The sequence below is a fragment of the Stenotrophomonas sp. 57 genome (genome assembly GCF_030291075.1).
GTDB lineage: Bacteria > Pseudomonadota > Gammaproteobacteria > Xanthomonadales > Xanthomonadaceae > Stenotrophomonas.
In genome coordinates, this window is sequence record NZ_CP127407.1 from 2,736,924 (window position 1) to 2,760,587 (window position 23,664).

Annotated in this window: 22 protein-coding genes; 12 read left to right on the forward strand and 10 right to left on the reverse strand. The window is 67.1% G+C overall.

The genetic code is table 11. From position 1 onward, the window contains the following. Window positions 1-53 precede the first annotated feature (53 nt). A complete protein-coding gene (locus QP512_RS12725; RefSeq protein WP_286068932.1) occupies window positions 54-860 on the reverse strand; it encodes an FHA domain-containing protein in 807 nt (268 codons plus the stop codon). A 125-nt stretch (window positions 861-985) separates the two neighbouring features. On the opposite strand from QP512_RS12725, the gene QP512_RS12730 reads away from it, so the two are divergent. The 3 genes from QP512_RS12730 to QP512_RS12740 all read left to right on the forward strand — a co-directional run bounded on the left by QP512_RS12730 (window position 986) and on the right by QP512_RS12740 (window position 3,075). Further along, on the forward strand, window positions 986-1,261 hold the full coding sequence (locus QP512_RS12730) for a polyhydroxyalkanoic acid system family protein (RefSeq protein ID WP_005417302.1): 276 nt from the start codon (window positions 986-988) through the stop codon (window positions 1,259-1,261). Between the two features lie 80 nt (window positions 1,262-1,341). Continuing rightward, a complete protein-coding gene (locus QP512_RS12735) occupies window positions 1,342-1,833 on the forward strand; it encodes a phasin family protein (protein ID WP_286068933.1) in 492 nt (163 codons plus the stop codon). A gap of 237 nt (window positions 1,834-2,070) precedes the next feature. Next, complete coding sequence (locus QP512_RS12740; protein WP_286068935.1) at window positions 2,071-3,075, forward strand: restriction endonuclease; 1,005 nt, start codon at window positions 2,071-2,073, stop codon at window positions 3,073-3,075. 88 nt (window positions 3,076-3,163) lie between these two features. Here the strand turns inward: QP512_RS12740 and hutC are convergent, their stop codons facing one another. Beyond that, the gene (gene hutC, locus QP512_RS12745) at window positions 3,164-3,892 is read right to left on the reverse strand and encodes a histidine utilization repressor (protein ID WP_286068936.1); all 729 of its coding nucleotides are present in this window, start codon (window positions 3,890-3,892) and stop codon (window positions 3,164-3,166) included. Window positions 3,893-3,920: 28 nt separating this feature from the next. Then, window positions 3,921-5,291, reverse strand: coding sequence for a formimidoylglutamate deiminase (locus QP512_RS12750; RefSeq protein WP_286068938.1), 1,371 nt, complete (start codon window positions 5,289-5,291; stop codon window positions 3,921-3,923). Window positions 5,292-5,358: 67 nt separating this feature from the next. Here QP512_RS12750 and hutI point away from each other — a divergent pair, with 67 nt between their 5' ends. From hutI to QP512_RS12780, 6 genes are all read left to right on the forward strand, one after another. Further along, window positions 5,359-6,582, forward strand: a complete 1,224-nt coding sequence (gene hutI / locus QP512_RS12755; RefSeq protein ID WP_286068940.1) for an imidazolonepropionase — start codon at window positions 5,359-5,361, stop codon at window positions 6,580-6,582. Then, a complete protein-coding gene (gene hutH / locus QP512_RS12760) occupies window positions 6,579-8,120 on the forward strand; it encodes a histidine ammonia-lyase (protein WP_286068942.1) in 1,542 nt (513 codons plus the stop codon). The genes hutI and hutH overlap by 4 nt, the downstream gene beginning before the upstream one ends. After that, entirely contained in the window at window positions 8,117-8,971 is an 855-nt protein-coding gene (gene hutG / locus QP512_RS12765; RefSeq protein WP_286068944.1) for an N-formylglutamate deformylase, read from the forward strand. The genes hutH and hutG overlap by 4 nt, the downstream gene beginning before the upstream one ends. Next, window positions 8,968-10,635 carry a urocanate hydratase gene (gene hutU, locus QP512_RS12770; protein WP_286068945.1) on the forward strand — a complete coding sequence of 556 codons (1,668 nt, stop codon included), beginning with the start codon at window positions 8,968-8,970 and terminating at the stop codon, window positions 10,633-10,635. Before hutG ends, hutU begins: the two co-directional genes overlap by 4 nt. A gap of 164 nt (window positions 10,636-10,799) precedes the next feature. Continuing rightward, window positions 10,800-12,236, forward strand: coding sequence for a serine hydrolase domain-containing protein (locus tag QP512_RS12775; RefSeq protein WP_286068947.1), 1,437 nt, complete (start codon window positions 10,800-10,802; stop codon window positions 12,234-12,236). A 192-nt stretch (window positions 12,237-12,428) separates the two neighbouring features. Continuing rightward, a complete protein-coding gene (locus tag QP512_RS12780; RefSeq protein ID WP_286068948.1) occupies window positions 12,429-14,540 on the forward strand; it encodes a TonB-dependent receptor in 2,112 nt (703 codons plus the stop codon). Window positions 14,541-14,586: 46 nt separating this feature from the next. On the opposite strand, the gene QP512_RS12785 is transcribed toward QP512_RS12780, so the two are convergent. The 3 genes from QP512_RS12785 to QP512_RS12795 form a co-directional block, all read right to left on the reverse strand. Beyond that, complete coding sequence (locus QP512_RS12785; RefSeq protein ID WP_343229534.1) at window positions 14,587-15,105, reverse strand: hypothetical protein; 519 nt, start codon at window positions 15,103-15,105, stop codon at window positions 14,587-14,589. A gap of 575 nt (window positions 15,106-15,680) precedes the next feature. After that, on the reverse strand, window positions 15,681-16,526 hold the full coding sequence (locus QP512_RS12790) for an energy transducer TonB (protein WP_286068950.1): 846 nt from the start codon (window positions 16,524-16,526) through the stop codon (window positions 15,681-15,683). Between the two features lie 413 nt (window positions 16,527-16,939). Further along, window positions 16,940-17,515, reverse strand: a complete 576-nt coding sequence (locus QP512_RS12795; protein ID WP_286068952.1) for a TetR/AcrR family transcriptional regulator — start codon at window positions 17,513-17,515, stop codon at window positions 16,940-16,942. 69 nt (window positions 17,516-17,584) lie between these two features. Between QP512_RS12795 and QP512_RS12800 the strand changes: the two genes are divergently transcribed. After that, the gene (locus QP512_RS12800; RefSeq protein WP_286068954.1) at window positions 17,585-18,130 is read left to right on the forward strand and encodes a thioesterase family protein; all 546 of its coding nucleotides are present in this window, start codon (window positions 17,585-17,587) and stop codon (window positions 18,128-18,130) included. 6 nt (window positions 18,131-18,136) lie between these two features. Here the strand turns inward: QP512_RS12800 and QP512_RS12805 are convergent, their stop codons facing one another. Beyond that, the gene (locus tag QP512_RS12805) at window positions 18,137-19,270 is read right to left on the reverse strand and encodes an agmatine deiminase family protein (RefSeq protein ID WP_286068956.1); all 1,134 of its coding nucleotides are present in this window, start codon (window positions 19,268-19,270) and stop codon (window positions 18,137-18,139) included. Window positions 19,271-19,375: 105 nt separating this feature from the next. On the opposite strand from QP512_RS12805, the gene QP512_RS12810 reads away from it, so the two are divergent. After that, a complete protein-coding gene (locus QP512_RS12810; protein ID WP_286068958.1) occupies window positions 19,376-20,245 on the forward strand; it encodes a LysR family transcriptional regulator in 870 nt (289 codons plus the stop codon). On the opposite strand, the gene QP512_RS12815 is transcribed toward QP512_RS12810, so the two are convergent. Both QP512_RS12815 and QP512_RS12820 read right to left on the reverse strand, forming a co-directional pair. Continuing rightward, a complete protein-coding gene (locus QP512_RS12815) occupies window positions 20,193-21,008 on the reverse strand; it encodes an SGNH/GDSL hydrolase family protein (RefSeq protein ID WP_286068960.1) in 816 nt (271 codons plus the stop codon). The genes QP512_RS12810 and QP512_RS12815 overlap by 53 nt on opposite strands. Before the next feature lie 47 nt (window positions 21,009-21,055). After that, window positions 21,056-22,021 carry a DUF2268 domain-containing putative Zn-dependent protease gene (locus QP512_RS12820; RefSeq protein WP_286068961.1) on the reverse strand — a complete coding sequence of 322 codons (966 nt, stop codon included), beginning with the start codon at window positions 22,019-22,021 and terminating at the stop codon, window positions 21,056-21,058. Between the two features lie 138 nt (window positions 22,022-22,159). Here QP512_RS12820 and QP512_RS12825 point away from each other — a divergent pair, with 138 nt between their 5' ends. Then, window positions 22,160-23,143 carry a hypothetical protein gene (locus tag QP512_RS12825; protein ID WP_286068962.1) on the forward strand — a complete coding sequence of 328 codons (984 nt, stop codon included), beginning with the start codon at window positions 22,160-22,162 and terminating at the stop codon, window positions 23,141-23,143. A 13-nt stretch (window positions 23,144-23,156) separates the two neighbouring features. On the opposite strand, the gene QP512_RS12830 is transcribed toward QP512_RS12825, so the two are convergent. Then, window positions 23,157-23,477, reverse strand: a complete 321-nt coding sequence (locus QP512_RS12830) for a hypothetical protein (protein ID WP_286068963.1) — start codon at window positions 23,475-23,477, stop codon at window positions 23,157-23,159. Between the last annotated feature and the right edge of the window lie 187 nt (window positions 23,478-23,664).

Sequence of the window (23,664 nt, forward strand, 5' to 3'; positions counted from 1 at the left end):
GAGCGTGCCGACCAAGGTCGGCACCCACCAGAGTGGACCCGGCGGATGCGGGGTCAGCGCGCGCCGAACCAGAGCAGCAGACTGAGCAGCGCGGCCAGCAGCAGCGCACTGACCAGCAGCCACGGCCAGCGCCGGACCCTGCGCGGTGTCACCGGCAGCGCCGGCGCCTGTTCCGCGTCCTGGCTGGACTCATCCTCGGCCGGCAGCGGCCGCCGGCGCGGGTCGTGCGGCACTTCCAGCACAAACCGGTGCTGGCCATCGAACACCACCTGGTCGCCGGCCTGCAGCCAGCAGTGGCGCACGGCCACGCCGTTGACCCGGGTGCCGTCGGCACTGCCGAGGTCGCGCAGCAGCACACGATCACCGTGCACTTCCACGCGGGCGTGCTGTTCGGCGAAGGCCGGATCGTCAATGGCGATGTCGGCCTCATTGCCGCGACCGACCAAGCGGGCGCGCGACAGGGTGAAACTGCGGCCATGATGCAGGCCGCCGACACCACGCAGCAGACGCTGCTGCTCATCGTTGCCGTCGTCGTTCTTCGGTGCGGGCGCCTGCAGCAGGCTTTCCACCTCACCCTGCAGGACCATTTCCACGCCGTCCACATACACCGCATCGCCCGCACGCAGCAGGGCCATGCGGCGCACCGGGCGACCATTCACGTGGATGCCACGGATACCGTTGCCGACCTGCAGCCACAGACCGCGATCGTCCATGCAGAACTGCGCCAGCAGCAGGGCGCCGTGGCCTGCGTCGCCGAGCCGCACACTGCCGTTGGCCTGGCGCACGATGCGTTGCACCCCGGGCCGCAGCGGCTGGTCGGGCTGTTGTTGTTGACTGAAGTGAACAAGCAGGTTCTGCACGCGGCGCAGCCTAGCAGGTTGGCCGCCAACGAAGAAGAACCTGCGATGAGTGCTTGGCGCGACGGCCCTCGATGCGCACAATGCTCGCCCTCATAGATCATCCCCGCCCTGCGCCAGGAGCCCGCATGTCCACCATCGATGTCCGCCACGCCCACGCCCTGCCCGACGCACAGGCACGCGCCGCGATCGAACAGGTTGCCGCCAAGCTGTCCGAGCGCTTCGGCCTGAAGTCGTCCTGGACCGCCGACGTACTGAACTTCTCCGGCAGCGGCGTGGATGGCGCGATCGAACTGCAGCCAGGCGCCGTGCGCGTGACCGCCAAGCTGGGCTTCCTGCTGTCGGCGATGAAAGGCATGGTCGAAGGCGAGATCCAGCGCGTGCTGAAGGAAAAGCTGGGCTGAACCCCGGCGGCGGCCGTCACGGCCGTGCAACGCCAACGCGCGCTACTCTCGGGCCGGACCCAACTCCCACGGGAAGTGCGATGAACCAGTACGAAAACGATGACCGCCGCAACGACGACGCCTCGTTCGGTGACCAGGCCGAGCGCTTCTCGCGCAAGCTCAGTGACTCGGCCCAGCAGGTCTGGCTGGCCGGCCTGGGGGCCTTGGGCCGGGCCCAGGCCGAAGGCAGCCGATTCTTTGATGGCCTGGTGAAAGAAGGCGAAGCCTGGGAGGCCCGCCGCCGTGAACGCAACAGCGAACAGGGCCCGGGGTGGCGCGACAACGTGGAAACCTCGCTGGATGAGGCCCGCGAAAAGGCCTCCGGTACCTGGAACAAGGTCGAAAAAGCCTTCGATGACCAGGTGCAGGGCGTGCTCAAGCGCCTGCACGTGCCCACTGCCGATGAAGTGACCGCGCTGGAAGCCCGCATCGATGCGCTGCATGCCCGTCTGGCCAAGCTGGAAAACCGTGCCGCCTCGGGCACCGATGCCCCCGCGCCGGGCAGCCATCAGTCGCCCGGCAGCGTGCCCTGAACGCAGATTGTTGCAATGCAATAAATTTTGATTGAGAATCGCGAGCAACCCGCCAATCGCTTCGGCTGCCGTTTGTTCCCTCCCCTCACGGCTTCAGGATTGGCGGGTTTTTCGTGCCCGCGGTATGCCGATCTGGGCGTTCCATCACGCTTCCTGTCAGGAACGCCCTGACCCAGCGGGACAGTGCGGCCTTTACACTGTCGTCTTCCGCATTCGCCCCTTCCGCGCACCTCCTGCATGCTCCCCTGGATCCTGGCCCTGCTGTCGGCCCTGCTTACCTGTTCCCTGGCCGTTGTCTATCTCTGGTGGATCAAGCGGCGACAGAAGGAGATGCAACTGGGCCTGCAGGCACTGGCCGGCATGCACTGGCGCGAGTTCTCCGTGCTGATCAAACGCATGCTGCGCGAACAGCGCGGCCTGCGTGAACTGAACGACCCGTCCGAAGAGTCACGCGAACCGAGCAGCGACTTCCTGCTCAGCGATGGCCCCAACCAGTGGCTGGTGTCGTGCAAGCACGGCCTGGCCTATCGCATCGGCACTGCGGCAGTGAACGAGCTGGGGGCCGCGGCGCGTCTGGCCGGCGCCAAGGGCGGCGTGCTGCTGACCGAAGGCCGGATGGAGCGTGACGGCCTCAGCGCTGCCGAGAAGCAGGCGGTTGAAGTTCTCGATGGACCGCGTCTGTGGCCGCTGCTGCAGCCCTATCTGCCGGGCGATATCGAGGCCCGCGTGCGCAGCAGCGCCCGGCACGAGGCGCAGCGCCGCATCGCCATCGCCGCCCTGGGCTCAGTGACGCTGGGCCTGCTGGTGGGCCTCGGCCTGCAGGGCCTGCATGTGGAAGATGCCGCGCCCGTTGCCGCAGCACCGGAGATGGCGACGCCTTCGCCCGCGCCCGCGGCCAAACCCGCTCACGTCGCGGCAGTGCTCCCGGCCGTCCCTGCACCCGTGGCTGCCGTCGCCCCAGCGACCGACGCGCGCAACAACCCCGATCCGGATGCAACCACGCTGGAGCGCTTCCAGTCGGACCTGGCCCGCGCGCTGGCTGGCAAACCCGGCATTGCCAGTGGTGTCTGGCTGACCCGCCAGACCCTGGCGATCAATCGCACCGGCGAACTGGAAGCGGTGTGGCCCCAGGTCTGCGAGGAAGTACTGCGCTACCCGTCCCTGCGCAACGTGCGCATCCAGCTCAATGCCCGCCCCGGCGTGAACGAGCCGGTGCGCTGGCGGCAGTGCGCCACATACTGATCGGGGCAGCATCCGCGCACGACGTGGATCTACTGAATCCCGATGCGCGAACCCCGTGGTTGATCCACGCCATGCGTGGATGGAATCCCTATCGCGCGCCCGGCGCAAAGCGCGCCACCAGGTCCCAGGCGTCCCCCAGGAACACCTGCCGCACGCGGGTGATCGGCTGTTCACCGCGCCAGGTCAGGCGCTCGATCACCAGGCAGGCGGTGCCCGGCTTCACCTCCAGCAGCTTGGCCGAGGCGGTGTCTGCGCCCCAGGCGCTGATGCGGTGCTGGGCGCGGGTCCACGACACGTTCTGCAGCAGCCAGCTGCCCGGCGCGGTGGTGCTGAAATCAATGTCCAGCACCTCGGGCACGCCGACGGGGCTGATCAGACGATGCTCCAGTGCCAGCGGGCGGCCATCGGCCAGGTGCAGGCAGCGCATCGCCAGCAGCTCCTGCTCGCCGGCCAGCTCCACCTCGCCGGCATTGCCCACTTCAGCCAGACGCAGCTCGCGCTGCAGCAGGCGGTAGCCGTACTGATGGCCGCGCGAGCCGACTTCCATCGCAATGTCCGGAATTTCCAGCGCCACCTGCTCCAGGTGTGGCGGCTGCCGCGCCACGAACGAACCCGCGCGGCGGCGGCGCTCGATCATGCCGCTCTCGGCCAGTGCGGTCAGCACCTTGTTCACCGTCATCCGCGAGCAGCCGTACTGTTCCATCAGCTCGTGCTCGTACGGAATACGAAAGCCCGGCGCCCATTCTCCGCTGAGGATGCGGCTTTCCAGGTCGCTGCGGATACGCTGGTTGAGCGTGGCGGACTTGCTGGCCTTCACGTAATGGGGTCTCTGTGGCGGGAGGCGATCAGCCCAGCACGCCCTTCAGGGCGGTGGCGAAGGCGGTGGTGATCGCCTCGCGCTGCAGGTGGCGGCCGTCGGCCACGCACTGGCGGCCATGGCGCCAGACCGATCGCAGCGCGCCATTACGTGCGGCGAACACCCAGCTGTCAAGCCATGCGTCATCCTGTCGCGCCTGCAGCGCCGGATGCGTGGCGTCCAGCTCGACCAGGTCGGCACTGGCACCGACCTGCAGGCCAGCGGCTACGCCCAGGGCCTGCGCACCTCCGTGCAGTGCGCCTTCAAACAGGAAACGACCGGTACTACGGGTGGCATCCGGGGCCAGCACGTTGCGCCCGCGCACGGTCAGCCGCTGGCCGTATTCGAGCAGGCGCAGTTCTTCGGCGGCATCGATCAACACGTTGGAATCGGAACCGACGCCGAAGCGCCCGCCCTCGCGCGCGAAGGCCTGCATCGGGAACAGGCCGTCACCCAGATTGGCTTCGGTGATCGGGCACAGGCCGGCCACGGCGCGGCTGGCCACGATGGCCGCACGTTCGTCGTCAGTGATGTGGGTGGCATGCACCAGGCACCAGCGGTCATCCACCGGCGCGTGGTCGTACAGCCACTGCACCGGGCGCTGGCCACTCCACGCCAGGCAGGCCTCCACCTCGCGCACCTGCTCGGCGATATGGATATGCACCGGGCCGTCGGTCAGCGGCAGCAGCGCGCTCAGTTCTGCGCCGGTGACCGCGCGCAGGCTGTGCGGGGCAATGCCGAGTACCGCGTCGGGCAACACGGCCAACGACGGCTTCGCCGCGTCCAGCAGCTGGGCGAAGCCCTCCACATCGTGGATCAGGCGCCGCTGCGCCGGATTCGGCGGTGCGCCACCAAAATCAGCGTGCGCATAGAACACCGGCAGCAGGGTCAGGCCGATACCGGCCTGGTCGGCGGCGGCGGCAATCCGTGCGCTCATCTCGGCGCGATTGGCATAGGCGCGGCCGTCGGCATCGTGGTGCAGGTAGTGGAACTCGCCGACGCGGGTGAAGCCGCTTTCCAGCATTTCCATGTAGGCCTGGGCGGCGATGGCCTGCACCGCGTCCGGGCGTAGATGGGCCAGGAAGCGGTACATCAGTTCGCGCCAGCTCCAGAAGCTGTCACCGTCGCCACCGCCGATCTCGGTCAGGCCGGCCATGCCGCGCTGGAACGCGTGGCTGTGCAGGTTGGGCAGGCCCGGCACCAGGATGCCGACGCGGGTGTCACCGTCCTGCGCGCCCTGCCCCATGCTGATCGCTGTGATGCGGCCGTCCTGGACCTGCAGCCGAACATCGCTGGCCCAGCCCTGGGCCAGCAAGGCGTGGGTGGCATGGAAACTGAGCTGGGAACGCGAATCGGACATGGCTGGACAACCCGAAATGGACGCCTATATTGTATAGACATATAAGCACAGCCGCGTTGTGGATGCCATGCACGTCGATACCCTCTGGTCCAACGTCCACCTGATCACCCTTGATGGCGAGGGGTTGGGTGTCATCCGCGACGGCGTACTGGCCTGCGCCGACGGCCGCATCGTCCACGTCGGGGCCGCCGGCAGCGATGCCCATCTGCAGCCAACCACCCGCATCGACGGCGAAGGCCGCTGGATGTCGCCGGGCCTGATCGACTGCCACACCCACCTGGTGTACGCCGGTAACCGCGCCAACGAATTCGAGCAACGCCTGCAGGGCGTCAGCTATGCCGACATCGCCCGTGCCGGCGGCGGCATCGTCTCCACCGTGCGCGCCACCCGCGCTGCCACGTCCGGGCAGCTGGCCAGCGAGAGCCGGCCACGCCTGCTGGCGATGCGCGCCGAAGGCGTGACCACGATCGAAATCAAGTCCGGCTACGGCCTGACCCTGGACGACGAGCGCAAGCAGCTGCAGGTCGCACGTGCACTGGGCCAGGAATGCCGGGTCAACGTGGTGACCACCTTTCTCGGCGCGCACGCAATCCCGCCGGGCCGCGAGGCACAGGAGTACACCGACGAGGTGTGCAGCGTGATGATTCCGGCCATCGCTGCCGAAGGCCTGGCCGAAGCGGTGGACGTGTTCTGCGAGAACATCGCCTTTTCGCCCGCGCAGGCACGGCAGGTCTTCGAAGCGGCGCGTGCGCACGGGCTGGCGGTGAAGATCCATGCCGAGCAGCTGAGCAACCAGCACGGCGCCGAACTGGCCGCCGGTTTCGGCGCGCTGTCGGCCGACCATATCGAACATCTGGACGACGCCGGCATTGCCGCGATGGCCGCTGCCGGCACCGTCGCCGTGCTGCTGCCGGGCGCCTTCTATTTCACCCGCGATACCACCCTGCCGCCGGTGGCCGCATTGCGCGCGGCCGGGGTGCCGCTGGCACTGGCTACCGACAGCAACCCGGGCACTTCGCCGCTGACCAGCCCGCTGCTGGCGATGAACATGGGCGCCACCCTGTTCCGCCTGACCGTGGACGAGTGCATCGCCGGCTTCACCCGTGAAGCGGCGCGCGCGCTGGGCCATGGCGAGCGCATCGGCCGCCTCGCCGTCGGCATGGACTGCGACCTGGCGATCTGGGACATCGACGCCCCCGCCGATCTGGTCTATCGCATGGGATTCAACCCGCTGCACGCGCGCGTGGTGCGCGGGCAGCCCGACCTGCCTGCCTCCTGGAGCAACACATGAGCAACACCCTGGTTCTTCGCCCCGGCCATGTCACTCTCGCCCAGTGGCGGCAGGTCTATCGCGGCGTGCCGCTTGCGCTGGACCCGGCCGCGCTGCCGGTGGTGCGCGCCAGCGCTGCGGCGGTGGCCGCCATCGTCGCCAAGGGCGCGCCGGTGTATGGCATCAACACCGGCTTCGGCAAGCTGGCCAGCGTGCGCATCGAGCGCGAGGACCTGGCCACCCTGCAGCGCAATATCGTGCTCTCGCACGCCGCCGGCGTGGGCGAGCCGATGCCGGCCAGTGTGGTGCGGCTGATGATGGCACTGAAGCTGGTCAGCCTGGCGCAGGGTGCGTCGGGCATCCGCGAGGAAACGCTGCTGCTGCTGGAAGCGATGCTGGTCAAGGGCGTGCTGCCGGTGGTGCCGGCGCAGGGCTCGGTGGGTGCTTCCGGCGATCTGGCACCGCTTTCGCACCTGGCCAGCGTGATGCTGGGCGTGGGCGAAGCCTGCATTGGTGACGAACGCCTGCCCGCAACCGACGCACTGGCGCGTGCCGGGCTGCAGCCGATCGAACTGGGCGCGAAGGAAGGCCTGGCGCTGCTCAACGGCACCCAGTTCTCCACCGCCTATGCGCTGGCCGGCCTGTTCGACATCGAAACCGTGTTCCAGGCGGCACTGGTCACCGGCGCGTTGTCGGTGGAAGCGGCCAAGGGTTCGGACACGCCGTTCGATCCACGCATCCATGCCATCCGTGGCCAGCGCGGGCAGATCGCCACCGCCGCCACGCTCCGCACGCTGATGCAGGGCTCAGGCATCCGCGAATCGCACCGCGACAACGACGTGCGCGTGCAGGACCCGTACTGCCTGCGCTGCCAGCCGCAGGTGATGGGCGCGGCGCTGGATATCCTGCGCCAGGCCGCGACCACGCTGGAAATCGAAGCCAACGGCGTGTCCGACAATCCGCTGGTGTTCACCGATACCGGCGAAGCGCTGTCCGGCGGCAACTTCCACGCCGAGCCGGTAGCCTTCGCCGCCGACATGCTGGCGATGGCGGTGTGCGAGATCGGCTCGATCAGCGAGCGCCGCCTGGCGATGCTGGTGGACCCGGCGCTGTCCGGCCTGCCGGCGTTCCTGACCCCGCGCCCGGGCCTGAATTCCGGCTTCATGATTCCGCAGGTGACCGCTGCGGCGCTGGTTTCGGAAAACAAGCAGCGCGCCTACCCGGCCAGCGTCGATTCGATCCCAACCTCGGCCAACCAGGAAGACCACGTGTCGATGGCCGCGCACGGCGCACGCCGCCTGATGCAGATGGCCGAGAACGCCGCCAATGTGATCGGCATCGAGCTGCTGGCCGCCGCGCAGGGTTGCGACTTCCACGCCCCGCTGCGCTCCAGCGCCGCGCTGGAGAACGTGCGTGCCACCCTGCGTGCACAGGTACCGACGCTGGAAGAGGACCGCTACTTCCACCCGGACATGGTGACCGCCACGAACCTGGTGCGCAGCGGTGCGCTGGCGCAGGGCCTTGCCGATCTGTTGCCGACTGTGGAACCACAGGCATGAAGACCCATCCCGAATGGCTGACGGTGCACGAAGGCGATGCCCCGTTGATCGTCAGCTTCCCGCATACCGGCAGCGAGCTGCCGCACGACCTGATCGGCGACTACCACTCGCCGTGGCTGGCGCGCCGCGACGCCGACTGGTGGGTGCACGAGCTGTACGACTTCGTGCGCGGCATGGGCGCGACCACGGTGCGTTCGGCGATCTCGCGTTCGGTGATCGACCTCAACCGTGACCCCAGCGGGGTCTCGCTGTATCCGGGCCAGAACACCACCGGCCTGTGCCCGCTGACCACCTTCGACAACCAGCCGCTGTACCACGCCGGGCGCGAACCGGATGACGCCGAGATCGCCCGCCGCCGCGACACGTATTTCCTGCCCTACCACGATGCGCTTGCCGCGCAGATCACCCGTCTGCGTGCACGCCACGGCACCGTGGTGGTGTACGACGCGCACTCGATCCGCTCGCATATCCCGCACCTGTTCGACGGCGAGCTGCCGCAGTTCAACCTGGGCACTGCTGGTCCGTCCGGCGCACCGGACACGTCCTGCGACAACGCCCTGAGCGACGTGGTGGAAAACCTGCTGAAAATCAGTGGCATGAGCCACGTGCGCAACGGCCGCTTCAAGGGTGGCTGGATCACCCGCCACTACAGCAACGTCGCCGGTGGTGTGCACAGCCTGCAGATGGAGCTGGCCTGCCGCGGCTACATGCACGAGCCACTGCCCGACCAAGTGGACGAGCACAGCTGGCCCACCCCGCTCGACCCCGACCACGCCGCACCGCTGCGCCACACCCTGGCGCAGGTGCTCAATGCCTGCCTTGAATTCGCTACGAACCGGAGCGCCGCATGACCCGCAACGACCCGTCCCGCACCATCGCCGCGCCGACCGGCACCACGCTGAACGCCAAGAGCTGGCTGACCGAAGCGCCGCTGCGCATGCTGATGAACAACCTGCACCCGGATGTGGCCGAGCGGCCGCAGGAACTGGTGGTGTACGGCGGCATCGGCCGCGCCGCGCGTGACTGGGAGAGCTTCGATGCGATCGTCGAAACGCTCAAGCGCCTGGACGACGACCAGACCCTGCTGGTGCAGTCGGGCAAGCCGGTGGGCGTGTTTCGCACCCATGCCGATGCACCGCGCGTGCTGATCGCCAATTCCAACCTGGTACCGCGCTGGGCCAACTGGGGCCACTTCAACGAGCTGGACAAGAAGGGCCTGGCCATGTACGGCCAGATGACCGCCGGCAGCTGGATCTACATCGGCGCGCAGGGCATCGTGCAGGGCACCTACGAGACCTTCGTGGAGATGGGGCGCCAGCATTTCGGTGGCGACCTGACCGGCAAGTGGCTGTTCACCGGTGGCCTCGGTGGCATGGGCGGCGCACAGCCGCTGGCCGCGGTGATGGCCGGCGCTTCCTGCCTGGCCGTCGAGTGCCGCAAGAGCAGCATCGACATGCGCCTGCGCACCGGCTACCTGGACACCTGGACTGACAACCTGGATGAAGCGCTGCGCCTGATCGACGAGTCGTGCAAGTCCGGCACCCCGAAGTCGGTGGGCCTGCTGGGCAACGTGGCTGACGTGCTGGCCGAGCTGCTGGAACGCGGCATCAAGCCGGACCTGCTGACCGACCAGACCTCGGCGCACGATCCGGTGAACGGCTACCTGCCGCAGGGCTGGACGGTCGAGCAGTGGGACGAGAAGCGCGTTTCCGCACCGAAGGACGTGGAAAAGGCCGCGCGTGCCTCGATGGCCAACCACATCCGCGCCATGCTCGGCTTCCACGCGCTGGGCGTGCCGACCGTGGATTACGGCAACAACCTGCGGCAGATGGCGCTGGAAGAAGGCGTGGCCAATGCCTTCGACTTCCCCGGTTTCGTGCCGGCCTACATCCGCCCGCTGTTCTGCCGTGGCATCGGCCCGTTCCGCTGGGCGGCGCTGAGTGGCGACCCGGAAGACATCGCCAAGACCGATGCCAAGGTGAAGGAGCTGATTCCGGACAACCCGCACCTGCATCGCTGGCTGGACATGGCCGCCGAGAAGATCAAGTTCCAGGGCCTGCCCGCGCGCATCTGCTGGGTGGGTCTGGGCGACCGCGATCGTCTGGGCCTGGCGTTCAACGAGATGGTCGCCAACGGTGAACTGAAGGCGCCGGTGGTGATCGGCCGTGATCACCTGGACAGCGGCAGTGTGGCCTCGCCGAACCGCGAGACTGAAGCGATGGCCGACGGCTCCGATGCAGTCTCCGACTGGCCGTTGCTGAACGCCCTGCTCAACACCGCCAGCGGCGCGACCTGGGTCTCATTGCACCACGGTGGCGGCGTCGGCATGGGCTTCTCGCAGCACGCCGGCATGGTGATCGTCTGCGACGGCACTGAAGCAGCGGCGAAGCGGATTGCGCGCGTGCTGTGGAACGACCCGGCCACCGGCGTGATGCGCCATGCCGATGCGGGCTATGAGATCGCCATTGAATGCGCGAAGGAAAAGGGGCTGGATCTGCCGGGGATTCTCGGCTGATCCAGGAGTGCCGGCCAACGGCCGGCACTACCGTAAGGCACCTGTAGAGCCGAGCCATGCTCGGCTCACTGCTTCCAGGGTCACGACGCCTGACCGGAAGTCAGCCGAGCATGGGCTCGGCTCTACATGCCAATATGCGCCATCACCGCTGACCGATCACTGCGATGCATCGCGCTCTTGCCGTTGCACTTTACTGCTTCCTGATGGCCACCCAGCCCGTTTCGGCGCGCAGTGCTCCCGATAACCTCTCTCCACAGCTCGACACCCAACTGCAGGCCAACCGCGAGCGCTACGGCATTGCCGGGCAAGCGGTGCTGGTCGGGCACAACCGACAAGTGCTGTACCAGGGCGCCAGCGGCGAGCGTGACCCAGCCACCCACGCGCCGGCCACCGTCGATTCCATTTTCACTGCGCAGTCGATGGCCAAGCTGCTGACCAGCACGCTGGTGATGCAGTTGGTGGATCAAGGCAAGGTGGATCTGGATGCACCGGCCAGCCGTTATGTACCGGACCTGCCGGCCGCCTGGCGGACGATCCCGGTGCGCGACTTCCTCAACCACAGTTCGGGCATCGGCGAGTACTACGACCGGGTCGACAACCGTTGGATCAGCAAGGGCTACAGTGGCGTCGCGCCGGATCTTGCGGCAGCGCTGAAGGTCGCCGCGGCCGCGCCGATGCGGTTCGCCACCGGCAACCGCGTGCAGTACACCCAGGCCAACTACCTGGTGCTGACGGCTCTGCTGGAAGCGCACTATCGCAAGCCCTACCCGGCCATCGCGCGCGAACGCATCCTGCAGCCGCTGAAGATGACCAGCACCTCCTGGGGCGTGGCCAGCGTGCCGACGCAGCGTGCGGCAGTTCCTTACATCGGCAAGGACGGCCAACTGCAGCCCGCCAATGAAGACCCGTGGCCGAGATACGGTTGGGGCCATGCCGACCTGCAGACCACCGTGGGCGACATGAACCGCTTCCTGCAGGCACTGGCGACCGGCAAGCTGCTGCGTACAGCCACGCTGGAAAAGCTCTGGCAGCCACAGACGCTGAGCGGCGGCGGCAGAAATTTCTTCTCCACCGGCTGGGACACCACGCGCAGCGACGGCTACACCCAGGTCGGCCATGATGGCGGTACCCGCGTGCGTGCGCGGCTGGCCTACAAGGGCACGCTGGCCAGCGGCTACTGGGTGTTCGTGTATCTGACCAGCGGCAGTGCGCGCAATGTGTGGTCGAGCACGTTGGTGGAAAGCACGATGGCGGTGGCCGCATCGGAGGAGTTTCCGCATGCGGTGTTGTCCGAACGCTTGATTGCCTATGCGCTGGATGATGATGCAGGCGCTGCACCGGCCCTGCGCACGTGGTTGCGTGACAGCAGCGGCATTGCGACCGATGAACTGGAGCGTGCGATCAATGCCGATGGCTATGCCATCCGCGAGAGCCTGGGTGCACGCAGGGCATTGAAGGTGTTCACGCTCAACACCGAGCTGTATCCGCAATCGGCCAACGTCTGGGACAGCCTGGCCGAGTGCCATGCCGCGCTGGGCGATGCAGAGATTGCCAAAGCGCTGTACGCGAAGGCCAAGGCGCTGGCGAAGCCTTCGCCGTAAACCCTGCTGTAGAGCCGAGCCCATGCTCGGCTGCTCTTCGTGGCGATCGCAGAGAACCCGCGCTGCGCGCGATAGCCGAGCATGGGCTCGGCTCTACAGGGCCACCACAGGTGGCCATACGCTGCCGGTGGGTGACGTGGGGCGCATGAGCTGTTAACTTGCGCGCCACTTCCGTGGTTTACAGCATTCCACATGTCGCTCCTGTCTCACCGCCCTACCCCGTCCCTGCTGTTCCTGGCTGTTTCCTTCAGCCTGGCTTCCACCGCCGTCGCCGCACCGCAGGCCACCACCCTTGATGCCGTACGGGTCACCGCTGCCGCCGATGCCAGTGCCCAGGCGCGCGAGGCGCTGAAGCGCGTTCCCGGTGCCAGCAACGTCATCGACGTCGCCAAGGCCGACAGCCGCCTGTCCAGCAGCGCCGATGTGCTGGCCTTGCAGCCGGGCATCAGCGCGCAGTCGCCGGGCAACGAGGGCACCAAGGTGTCGATCCGCGGTTCGGGCATCAACCGCGGCCCGGGTGCGCATGCGTCTGGTATTGCAGTTTCGATCGACGGGCTGCCACTGACCGGTCCCGGTGGCACGCCCTATGAACTGCTGGAACCGTTGTGGCTGTCGCGCGTGGAAGTCCTGCGCGGCGCCAACGGCTTCGAACGTGGCGCGCTGGCACTTGGCGGCGCCATCGACTACGTCAGCCGCAGCGGCCGTGATTCGGCGGGCATACAAGTGCATTACGAAGCCGGCAGCCGCGGCTACCAGAAGCGCGGTATGAGCTGGGGCGGCGTCGATGGCGATGTCGATTATTTCCTGGCCTACACCGATACCGAATTCGACGGCTACCAGCGCCATGCGCGCGGCGACGGCAAGGGCGCGATGGCCAACATCGGCTGGCAGATCACGCCCGACCTGCAGACGCGCTTCTTCGTGCGCTATCGCGAAACCAACCACGAAACGCCCGGGCGCCTGACCCGCGACCAGATCCGCAACGATCCGCATGCGGCCAATCCAGCCAACCTGGCCATCGATGCGCGCCGCCCGCAACCCGGCAGCACCTGGCTGGGCAACGTCACCACGCTGCAGATTGACGAGGATTCGTCGCTGCAGGCCGGGCTGGTCTATCACACGTACCCGATGGACTTGAACGAAAGCCTGTACCGCCAGCAGCTGGACTACGCCAACCTCAACGCCACGCTGGACTATCACCACCGTCACCACCTGTTCGGGCTGGACAGCGAGACCACGGTCGGCCTCCGCGTCACCCACGATCTGGACGCCGATGTGCATGAGTCGCTGCGCTTTGCCAGCAACGGCTATGCCGCCGGTACGCGCACGCGTGACTTCCGCCACCACGGCACCGACAGCACGCTGCACGTCAGCAACACCCTCACCTTCAATGACCGACTGCGCATGCAGACCGGGTTGGCACTGATCAACACCCGCCGCGACGTACAGGTGACCTGGCCAAGCAGCGGTGGCCGCCTGCGTGACCACGACTGGGATTACGCGCCGCGCCTGGGCTTCACCTGGCAGCACAGTGCGCAGACGCAGTGGTTCGGCAACCTGAGCCGCTCGGTGGAAGCACCGCATCCGTGGTCGATGATCTGGGGTTCCAACCAGTACTTCGGGCCGGGCAATGGCCCGTCCACTGGACGCCAGCGCGCGCCGGTGCCGATGCAGAACCAGACCGCCACCACACTGGAACTGGGCGCGCGCGGTGACGCGGTGCTGGGTCGCTGGGAACTGACCGGCTACTACGCGCACGTCAACCACGAACTGCTGAGCGTCGAACTGCAACCGGTGCCGAACCTGTTCATCGCCGAGAACAACGCCAGCCCCACCGTGCACCGCGGCATCGAAGCGGGACTGGACAGCACGCTGTGGCAGGCCACGCCGGGGCGCCTGTCGTTGCGCCAGGCGTACACCTTCAGCGATTTCCGTTACCGCCACGACGCGCGCTTCGGCAGCAACCGCCTGCCCGGCCTGCCGCGCCACAGCTATCAGGCCGAGCTGCGCTTCGATCACGCCTCCGGCCTGTACGCTGCGCTCAATACCGAATACGCCTCGCGTATCGCAGTGGACTACGCCAACAGCTACTGGGCCGACAGCCATGTGATCTTCGGCAGCCGCATCGGCTACGACGCACCCGGTGGCCGCTGGCAGGCCTGGGCGGAGATGCGCAACATCGGCAACCGCCGCTACGCCGCCACGGTCACGCCGGGCTACGACGATGCCGGCAAGGATGTCGCGCGCTCGACGCCGGGCGAAGGCCGTGGCGTCTATGCAGGCGTGCGCTGGCGCTTTGACTGATTACCGCAGGCGGCGCCGGATGTGAGCCGGCGCCGTCGTTCCAGGGTCAGCCGATACGCCAGGCCGGCAGACGTTCGCTACGCTTCCAGATGGAGGGCGCGAAACCCATCAACACCAGCGCCGCCAGCCACTTCGGCGAGGTAGTGAGCAGTGTCGAGGTGAGCGAGCCATCGACGGGGGCGGCCATTTCCTGCCACGGGTTGTAGCCCAGGTAGACGACACTGCCAGCCCACCACAGCAACGCCGCACCGACACCCACCAGCAGCAGGGACAGCGTGCGGCAGGTCCAGCGCTGCGACGTGGTGCCCCATTCCCGCGACGCCGCGAGCAGCAGGCCCACCACCAGCAGCGACACCAGCGCAACCAGACCGATATCGACCTTGTGCCCGATACGCTCATAGCTGCAGGCGCGGCATTGCGCCTCCTCCGCAGCGGTGGCGGCTTCGGCGGTATCGGCCTGTCCGGCTGCGGGCTGCGCCACTGCTGCAAACGGCATCAGTACCGCCAGCAGCGTCACCATGATCCAACGAAACAACGTCCTGTTCCTGCGTGCAGCGACATCCATGCGCTCTTCCTCGTCAGTGGTTGTACGTCCAGGGCCGCAGCATGCGGCCGTCCCATACGCCGCCCAGACCCCGTTCCGGCGGGTCGGCCATCCAGCGTCCTTGTTCGCGATGCAGTAAGACAAGCTCCCGGTAGACGAAATAATCGAAACACGTATCCCAGGCGACCGCGATCATAGCCCATTGCCCATCGGCGCTGAAAACGGGCCGGGTCAGATAGGCGACGAGGTCGTACGTCCGAGTCTGCCCATGCACCGTTGCCCCGCACCCCTGCTCCGCCGCGCACGAAGCCCCGCGCCGTCCATCCGCTGCGCACCGGCCAATGCGGCCGCGGGCACTGGCGGGGGGGAGTGGAATGGGGGGCTCTGCCGGATCACCGGCGCCATCGCCTCCGCCTGCATCTGCGCCGTTCCCAGGTTGACCGGTGGCGGACCGATCGCCTGCTGCCACCTCGGGCGCAGGCTGCATATCCCGGCCATGAGAGCCAAAGCCGAAAGGGCCGCCGCCAACGATGCAATGCGTCGCCAGGCGATCCGTTGTTGGCAGTCACGGTCTGGCTTGAACGAGGTATCTGTCATCACGACTCCGCCAACGCAGGCCACAGGCCGTGTCCAAAGCCCATAGGGCGGACAGGCTCCACTCGAATGCGCTCCCATCCGCCATTCCTGCGGTGCAGAAGATAGATCAGGCGCATCGACATTCCTCCATTGCACAGATCCGAGGCGACCGATGCCATTGCCCAGTTCCCGTTCAGGCTGAACACAGGACGCTGCAGATAGACAACGCCCAGATCGGGATTGCCCGGGCCACCCGTGCATCCCTCGATACCGCGCGCCCGCCGTTGCTGAAGCTCGTCCCACGTCATCCGCTGCGCCCGCACGTGTGCAAGCTCAAACGCGAGGTCGGGTACCCGTACAGCCCGGCGGTTCACAACCTGCAGCATCGACTCCAACTGCTGCTGCAGTTGAAAGGACGCCGCACTGTCTTCATCGCGCCACTCGACGACGCTGTGACGAACCTGGCAGACCGAAGCAGGATCTCCTTCACCGCAGGTAGGCGCAGTCCATTCCATCACGGCAAATGGCATGTCGGGCTCCCAGCCGCGCGGCTCGAAGTGTGCTGGCTCGACGTCTTCCAGCGGCACCGCCGCGGTCGCGAGCCCACTATTACCGGTCAGCATCGGGGAGGAGACTGCCTTGATTGGAGTCGGTGGTACGGGCGGATGTCCTGGTGGTGTCGGTCGCAGGTCGATGAGCTCTGCCATCACTTCGGCCTGCATCTGTGCAGTTCCCAGGTTGATCGGCGGCGGGCCGACATCCTGCCGCCACTGCGGGCGCACGCTGGCCATCAGCGCTGCGACTGCAACCATCGATAGAACGACCGTTGTGGCCAGGACGCGTTTCCGTGCAGTGCGCTGTCGCATGAAGATCCTGGAAAAGTGAAGTACAGGGGAAATCGCCCGGAACTGCAGTACCACCAGGTCAGCATTACCGCCATTGGGCAGCGCAGGCGCCGGTCAACGCGACGATCATGGCCACCTGCGTACGTGGCCAGCCGCACGCATGACCTCGCCGCCATGATGCTTCGGCAACGTCAATGCACTGGCGGGAAAGCCGCGCGAGTGCCTCATGTCGCCGCCAGTAGGCGGGAGGCATCGCGGCCATGGACCTCGGGAACCAGATGCTGCATGCGGACGTCCTTGCCGGGCACGCGTAGGTGGTGATGGGCGGATTCTAGCGTGATGGGGCGGCACGTCCAGAGAGCGTGCAACATCGTTCAACCGGCAGCCTCCAGACCCCATCCATGCGTGGCGTGGATCTACCGGATACGGCCGGATCAGGGCCGCGCTACGGCCTTCAGCAACTGCGCTGCGACCTGGTCGAACGGGGAGATGTCCCGCAGTGCGCGGCACATCGCCACGGCGCCTTCCACGCTGGCGATCACCAGGCTGGCCAGTCCATCCGCCGCCTCAGGTTCGTGGCCGTCGGCAATGAAGGCAGCGGCCAGATGCCGCCGCCAGCGCGCGAACACTTCGGCAGCGGCAACACGTGGTTGGCTGGGCACGGCTTCCACCGGCTCTTCCACTGCCGCGGCCAGCACCGGGCAGCCTGCGCGAAAGTCGGAACGCAGCAGGCGCTCGCGCCACATCGCCAGGAACTGCTGCAGACCCTGCGCCGCTCCTTCCTTCAGCAACTCCACCAGCAGCGCCTCCACCTTGTCGCCGGCCATGTAGATGGCGCGCGCGAGCAGTTCCTGCTTGCCGCCCGGGAAATGGTGATAGGTCGAGCCCAGCGGTGCCTCGGCCAGCTTGGTCACCTCACGGATGCTGGTGGCATTGAGGCCCACCCGCGCCAGCATCTGTGCTGCGGCATCAATCACCCGTTGCGGGGCATCAGAGGGTCGTGGGCTCACGGGGGGCGCCTTGCTAAGACAGTCGTCATAGATTAGCGTACCGGCCGCTCTATAACAGTCGTCATAGCCATGAATCTCTGGTTCCGCCTGCTCCACCTGCTGCTGTGCAGCCTGTTCCGGCCGAAGCTGGATGCCCCATTCGGGGTTTCGCGGCTGCAGTTCCGGGTACTGCCCAACGACCTGGACAGCAACCTGCACATGACCAACGGCCGCTACTGGAACATCTTCGACCTGGGCCGGCTGGACCTGATCCTGCGCATGGGCCTGGGCCGGTTGGCACTGCGCGAGAAGTGGGCTCCGATCGTCGGTGCCGGCACCATCCAGTTCCGTCGCGAGCTGAAGCCGTTCCAGCGCTTCACCCTGGAAACGCGCCTGGTGGGCTGGGTCGGCTCGCGCGGCATCATGGAGCAGCGCGTGCTGATCGGCGCCGAGCAGAAGATCGCCACGCGCGCGCTGCTGGTCACCGGCATCTACGACCGCCGCGCACGCCAGTTCCTGGGCATGCCGAAGATGATGGAAGCCATCGGCGTGGTCGCCCCGCCCTCGCCGCCACTCAGTGCTGCCGCCGAAGCGTTGCTGGCGGCCGATGCCGCGTTGAAGCAGGACGACGCCTGAGACGCGTCACCCGACCTTCGGCATGTTCTTGGTCACGCAATGGATGCCACCGCCGCCGCCGGCAATCGCGTCGATGTCCACCTGCTCGATGTCCCGGCCGGGGTACAGCTCTTCCAGCAGTTCGCAGCAATAGCGATCGGCAGCATCGTCGCCGAACTGCGGCGCGACCACCGCACCGTTGATCGGCAGGTAGTTGATGTAGCCCATCGCCAGGTCATCGTTGTCGCGGGTATGCACGTTGTCTCGCCCGTCCCGCGGCGGCGACAGCGTGTGCACCTGCAGGCGGCGGCCATCGGCATCGGTGGCCCCGCGCAGGATGTCCAGGTGCTCGCGGGTCAGCTCGTAGTCGTAGGACTCCGGATCGTTGTCCAGGTTGGCGATCACCACGCCCGGCCGCACGAAGCGCGCATAGAAATCCACGTGCGCATCGGTGATGTCCTCGCCGGCGATACCGGGCAGCCAGATCACCTTGCGCAGGCCAAGGTGATGCTTCAGTTCTTCCTCGATCTCCGCGCGCGTCCAGCCGGGATTGCGGTTGCGGTTCACCCAGCAGCTTTCGGTGAGGATGGCCGTGCCATGGCCATCGACTTCGATGCCGCCGCCCTCGCCCACCAGATCGCTTTCCAGCAGCGTGGCACCGGTCACCTGCGCCAGCCATGGCGCCACCGCGCCATCGTTGCGTGCGCTCTGCTTGCCCCCCCAGCCGTTGAAGTTGAAGTCGACCAGGCCCAGCCCGCCCTTGCCGTCGGTGACGAAACAACCGCCGTAGTCGCGCACCCAGATGTCATCCAGCGGCACCTCGAGGAACTCGATGTTGTCGCGGCCGCAGCGATCCTGCGCCAGCTTCCGCTGCGCCGGGCGGCACAGCACGCTGACCGGCTGGTAGCGGGCGATGGTGCGGGCCAGGTGGGCCACGGCGGTGTTCACCGCGTCGGCCTGCGCACCCCAGTTCCGCGGTTGCGCGGCAAAGGCCAGGAAGACGCGCTCCTGTGGACCGTGCTCGTCCGGCATGCGCCAGGTGCCCGCGCTCGGTCCGGCCGCAGCGACGCGACCCGGCAGCCCTGCCAGGCCGAGGGCGGCCAAGCCACCAAGACCAGCGGCGCCAGCCAGTTGGGTGAGGAAGTGACGACGGCTGTTCATGACGGGCTCCAGGGCCGGTGTGGAATGGGCACCATGCTGCGCTTGCCCAGACATAAGAACAAACGATAGATTCAGCCATCAATTGAACAGTTTTACTTATCTTGAATGCTCAAGCACTGGCCACCGCTGAACGCCCTGCGGGGTTTCGAGGCTGCCGCACGGCTCGGAAGTTTCCACCGCGCGGCCGAGGAACTGCACCTGACCCAATCGGCCATCAGCCAGCAGATCCGGGGCCTGGAGACATCGCTGCAGCAGCCGCTGTTCTTCCGGCAGGGCCGCAGCGTCACCCTCACTGACGCCGGCGTCGACCTGCTGGAAACCACGCAGTCACTGCTGCGGCAGCTGGCCAGCGGCATCCGCCGGCTCGATCAGTACCGCAAGCCGAATCAACTGATCGTCAACACCAGCCCCGCGTTCGCGCGCCATTGGCTGGTACCGCGCCTGGCCGGGTTCCATCGCCTGCATCCCGGTGCCGACCTGTGGCTGCTGACCAGTGAGGACGCGCCGGACATGACCACGCAGACGCTGGACGTGTCGGTACGCGATGACCTCGATTCGCAGGCGCAGTGCCACCATCGCGTGCTGCTGCAGGATCGCCTCTTTCCGGCCTGCCATCCCGACCTGCTGGCCACGCCCGTGCATGAACGCCTGACCCTGCATGGCGAGCGCGAAATGGACTGGAGCCAGTGGCAGGTACAGGGTGGCGCCGATGTCGGCCAGCGCCGCGAAGGCATGAATTTCTCCGAGCCCGGACAGCTGCTGGATGCTGCCTGCCAAGGGCTGGGCATCGCGCTGGTCAGTGAGCTGCTGGCGGCCCGCGCCTGCGATCAAGGCCTGCTGCATCCGCTGGACGAGACACGCGTGCGCGGCCCGCGCTGGAGCTGGCTGGTGCATGAGGACAGCGCGGCCGATCCGCTGGTGGTCAGTTTCTGCGAGTGGTTGCTGACGAGCCTGCCTGATCCAGCGCGCGCTTGACCGCCGCCTCGGCCAGTGGCGCCATCACCGCATAGCCCTTCGGGGTGGGATGCACGCCGTCCTCGGCCAGCTGCGGATCGAGGCCACCGGCCGCATTGGCCATCGGCGCGTGGTAGTCCAGATAGACCAGCTGCTTTGCCTCGGCGTAGCGCTTCAACGCCGTGTTCAACGCGCGCACCTTCGGCGCCGGGGTGATGCCCGGCATCCACGGGTACTCGCTCACCGGCAGCACCGAAGCCAGCACTACACCGATGCCGTGCGCGCGTGCCAGGTCCACCATGGCGTGCAGGTTGTCTTCGATCATCGCCTGCGTGGAGGGGCCGGTATTGCCGGCGATGTCGTTGGTGCCGGCCAGGATCACCACCACCTGTGGTTTCAGCGCCAGCACGTCCTGCGGGAAACGCACCAGCATCTGCGCCGTGGTCTGGCCACTGATACCACGGTTGAGCCAGCCCTTGCCGGGAAAGAACGAGGCGCCGCCTTCCCTGCCCCACCCCTCGGTGATGGAGTCACCGAAGAACACCACGCGCGGCTGGCCTGGTACCGCCGCAGGCAGCCGCGCGTTGGCTTCACGATAGTGGCGCAGCTGCGGCCAGTCGGCCAGGCGCTGCTGCATGAAACGGACCTCGTCGGGACGCAGTTGTTCGACCGGCTTCAGCAGCAGCGGATTGACTGCGTTCGATTCAGCAGCAACCGCCGGAACGGTCAAGGCCATGCCCAGGGAAATGGCGGCCATTCTGGCAAGCACAACAGGACTACGCATGGAGACTCTCCCGGTTCATCGGAACAGTCTAGCGTCCTGCACCGCGCTCAGCGTGCCGCCGTACGCGCCGCCACGCCGGTCACCTTCGCTGGCATCCACATCCCCGGCGTCCAACCACTGGCGGCCAGGATCGCCTTCGGGTTGTCCTGCTGGATCAGCGCACGCACCGAATCACGCTTGTCCCTGGCCTGCAGGTAATAGGCCTTGGCGATGCGATAACCCACCCAGTACCCCAGGTCGTAGGGTTCCTGCGAGCCCGGCTTGTAGTTGTACAGCCACGGCGACAAATCGGTGCTGTCCAGATCCAGCGCGAACGCGCTTTCGATATGCACTTCGCGGCCGCGTGTCCAGGCCGCGTGGCGACCGTTGCCGACATTGCCGGAAACCAGTTCGGTGATGAATTCGGCGATGCCTTCGCCCAGCGACACGCGCAGCACCGTCGCCTGCGGGTCACCCGGCTCGAAGTCGGTCAGGCCGGTCTGCTGGATGTGCACGTATTCGTGCGCGATCACATGCACGAAGCGATCCTGCACATTGGGATTCATGAAGTCGGCCGCGCACAGCGCTTCCAGGCCGATGATCACCCCGCTCTTCGAGGTCAGCCCCACAGGGCGGCCGCGGCCCACCGCGATGGTCACTGGCGGGAACCGGGTCTGCGGGTAGATCGCCTGCAGGTTGGCGAACACCTGTACCAGCCGTTGCTTGACCGCCGGCAGCTCGGCCAGGCAGTTCCGCCCCTGTGCATACAGCTCCGGCTGGCTGGCGATGGACTCGGCAATCCGCTCCGGAGTGACCCGGCGTGCCTTGGCCAACTCGGCCAGGCCGGCCGAACCCTCCGCCATGTATCCACGCAGCTGCGCAACGCTCGGCGTGCCGCCAGCGCTGTCATAGAGTGCATAGAAACGACTGGCATCCTCGGTGAGGATCTGCGGCCCTGCCGGTACCGCTGCAGTGACCGCGCCCATCGCCCCGGCACAGGCCAGGGCCAACAGGCCGCGCAGGATCATGAACATCGCTCCGTCCTTGGTGGAGTGCATGGGAAGCGCGCAATCTATCACTCCGCCCGGCCCACTGCAGCAGGCGGATGCGGGCGCCCCGGCGCTGTGCCAGACTCGCTTCGGCACCTGCCATGGAAGATGGAGCACCGCACGATGATGATCGTTCCCGCGTACTGGGCTGAAGCCCGCCTGCAGGCCCGTTTCCGTGGCCGGCCGGTGGTCGTGCGCCGCTTTGGCTGGTCCGACGAAGGCCCAGCCCAAGCCCAGGACCACGCCGACCGGCGCGCCAACGAAGCACTCAACGCCATCCTTGCCGGGCAGGTGCTGCCGCGTCGCGAAGTGCGCAGCAACTACGGCGTGGAAGGCGTTCCGATCCGCGAGCAGATCGTGCAGCGCGACGGCGACGTCATCATCACCCGCAACAGCTACGGTGCGCTCTGCCTCAATACGCCTCACGTGCTGTTCGCCGATATCGACCATGCGCAGCCACCGGCGGGTTGCGTGATGCCCGCTGTCATCGCCGCAGCGCTGCTGTTTGCTGGTGCCATCATCGGCACCCTGCTGTGGCACTGGCTGGTGGGACTGGTACTGGGCGTGGCGGCCGTAGTGCTGGTGAATGCCGCGATGCTGATGCAGCGCAAGCGGCGGCTGGCCGCTGCCGGTGGCGCCGAAGGTGTGGCGCTGCAGCGGGTCGCGGCCTTCAGCGAACAGCATCCGGACTGGCATCTGCGCGCCTACCGCACGCCGGCCGGACTACGCGTGCTGGCCATGCATGCCACGTTCTCGCCCGAGGACGAGCAGCTGCAGGCCTTCTTCAAGGCACTGGGCACCGACGCCCTCTACGCGCGCATGTGCCGGCTGCAGCATTGCTTCCGTGCGCGACTGACACCGAAGCCGTGGCGCGTCGGCCTGAAATACCGCATCCGCCCACCGGTGGCCGCGTGGTCAGCCGAACAGGCCAACAACCCGGACCGTCTGGCCTGGATTGCCGAATACGAAAAGAAGAGTACTGGCTTTGCCGCCTGCGCCTATCTGCGCAGTTTCGGCGATACCGGGCGCATCCATGCCAAGGCCGAGCACGTGCGTGCGCTGCACGACCGGCTGTCGCACGCGCAGGACCGTCTGCCGCTGGCGTGAGCGCAGCAGGCGCTCAATCAGCGCCCTGTACGAACGGCTGCCCTGCCAGGGTGGTGCCCAGCCGCACCGCGACCTGTTGTTCGCCTTTCTCGAAGGTCGTTGCGCACTGCTTTCCGCCCTTCTGGCATCCCACTTCCGGAAAGCCATCCAGCGATTCCGGCGCGCCTTGGGCCGGCTTCACCTGCCAACCTGCTGCATCAAGCAGGCGTTTGGCCTTGGCATAGGGCATGCCGACGATGATCCCCAGTTGCGCCAGTTCGGTGGGAAGTGACTGGGCAGGGGCGTTTGAAACCAGGATCAACGACAAGGTTGCAGCAAGAAGGATGGCTTTCATCGCACCGACCTGGAACGAACTTACGGGCTCAGCCTAGTCCATTTGCAGCGCGCTGGAATGTGCCGGTAACACGTCGTTACCGAGTCTCCACAGTTGATTGCAGAGCACGTGCAACTGTTTACAGGCGGACGGATCGCCGAGCGTGGGCTCGGCTCTGCAGCAGGATGCAGGAAGGCCGCCCGAAGGC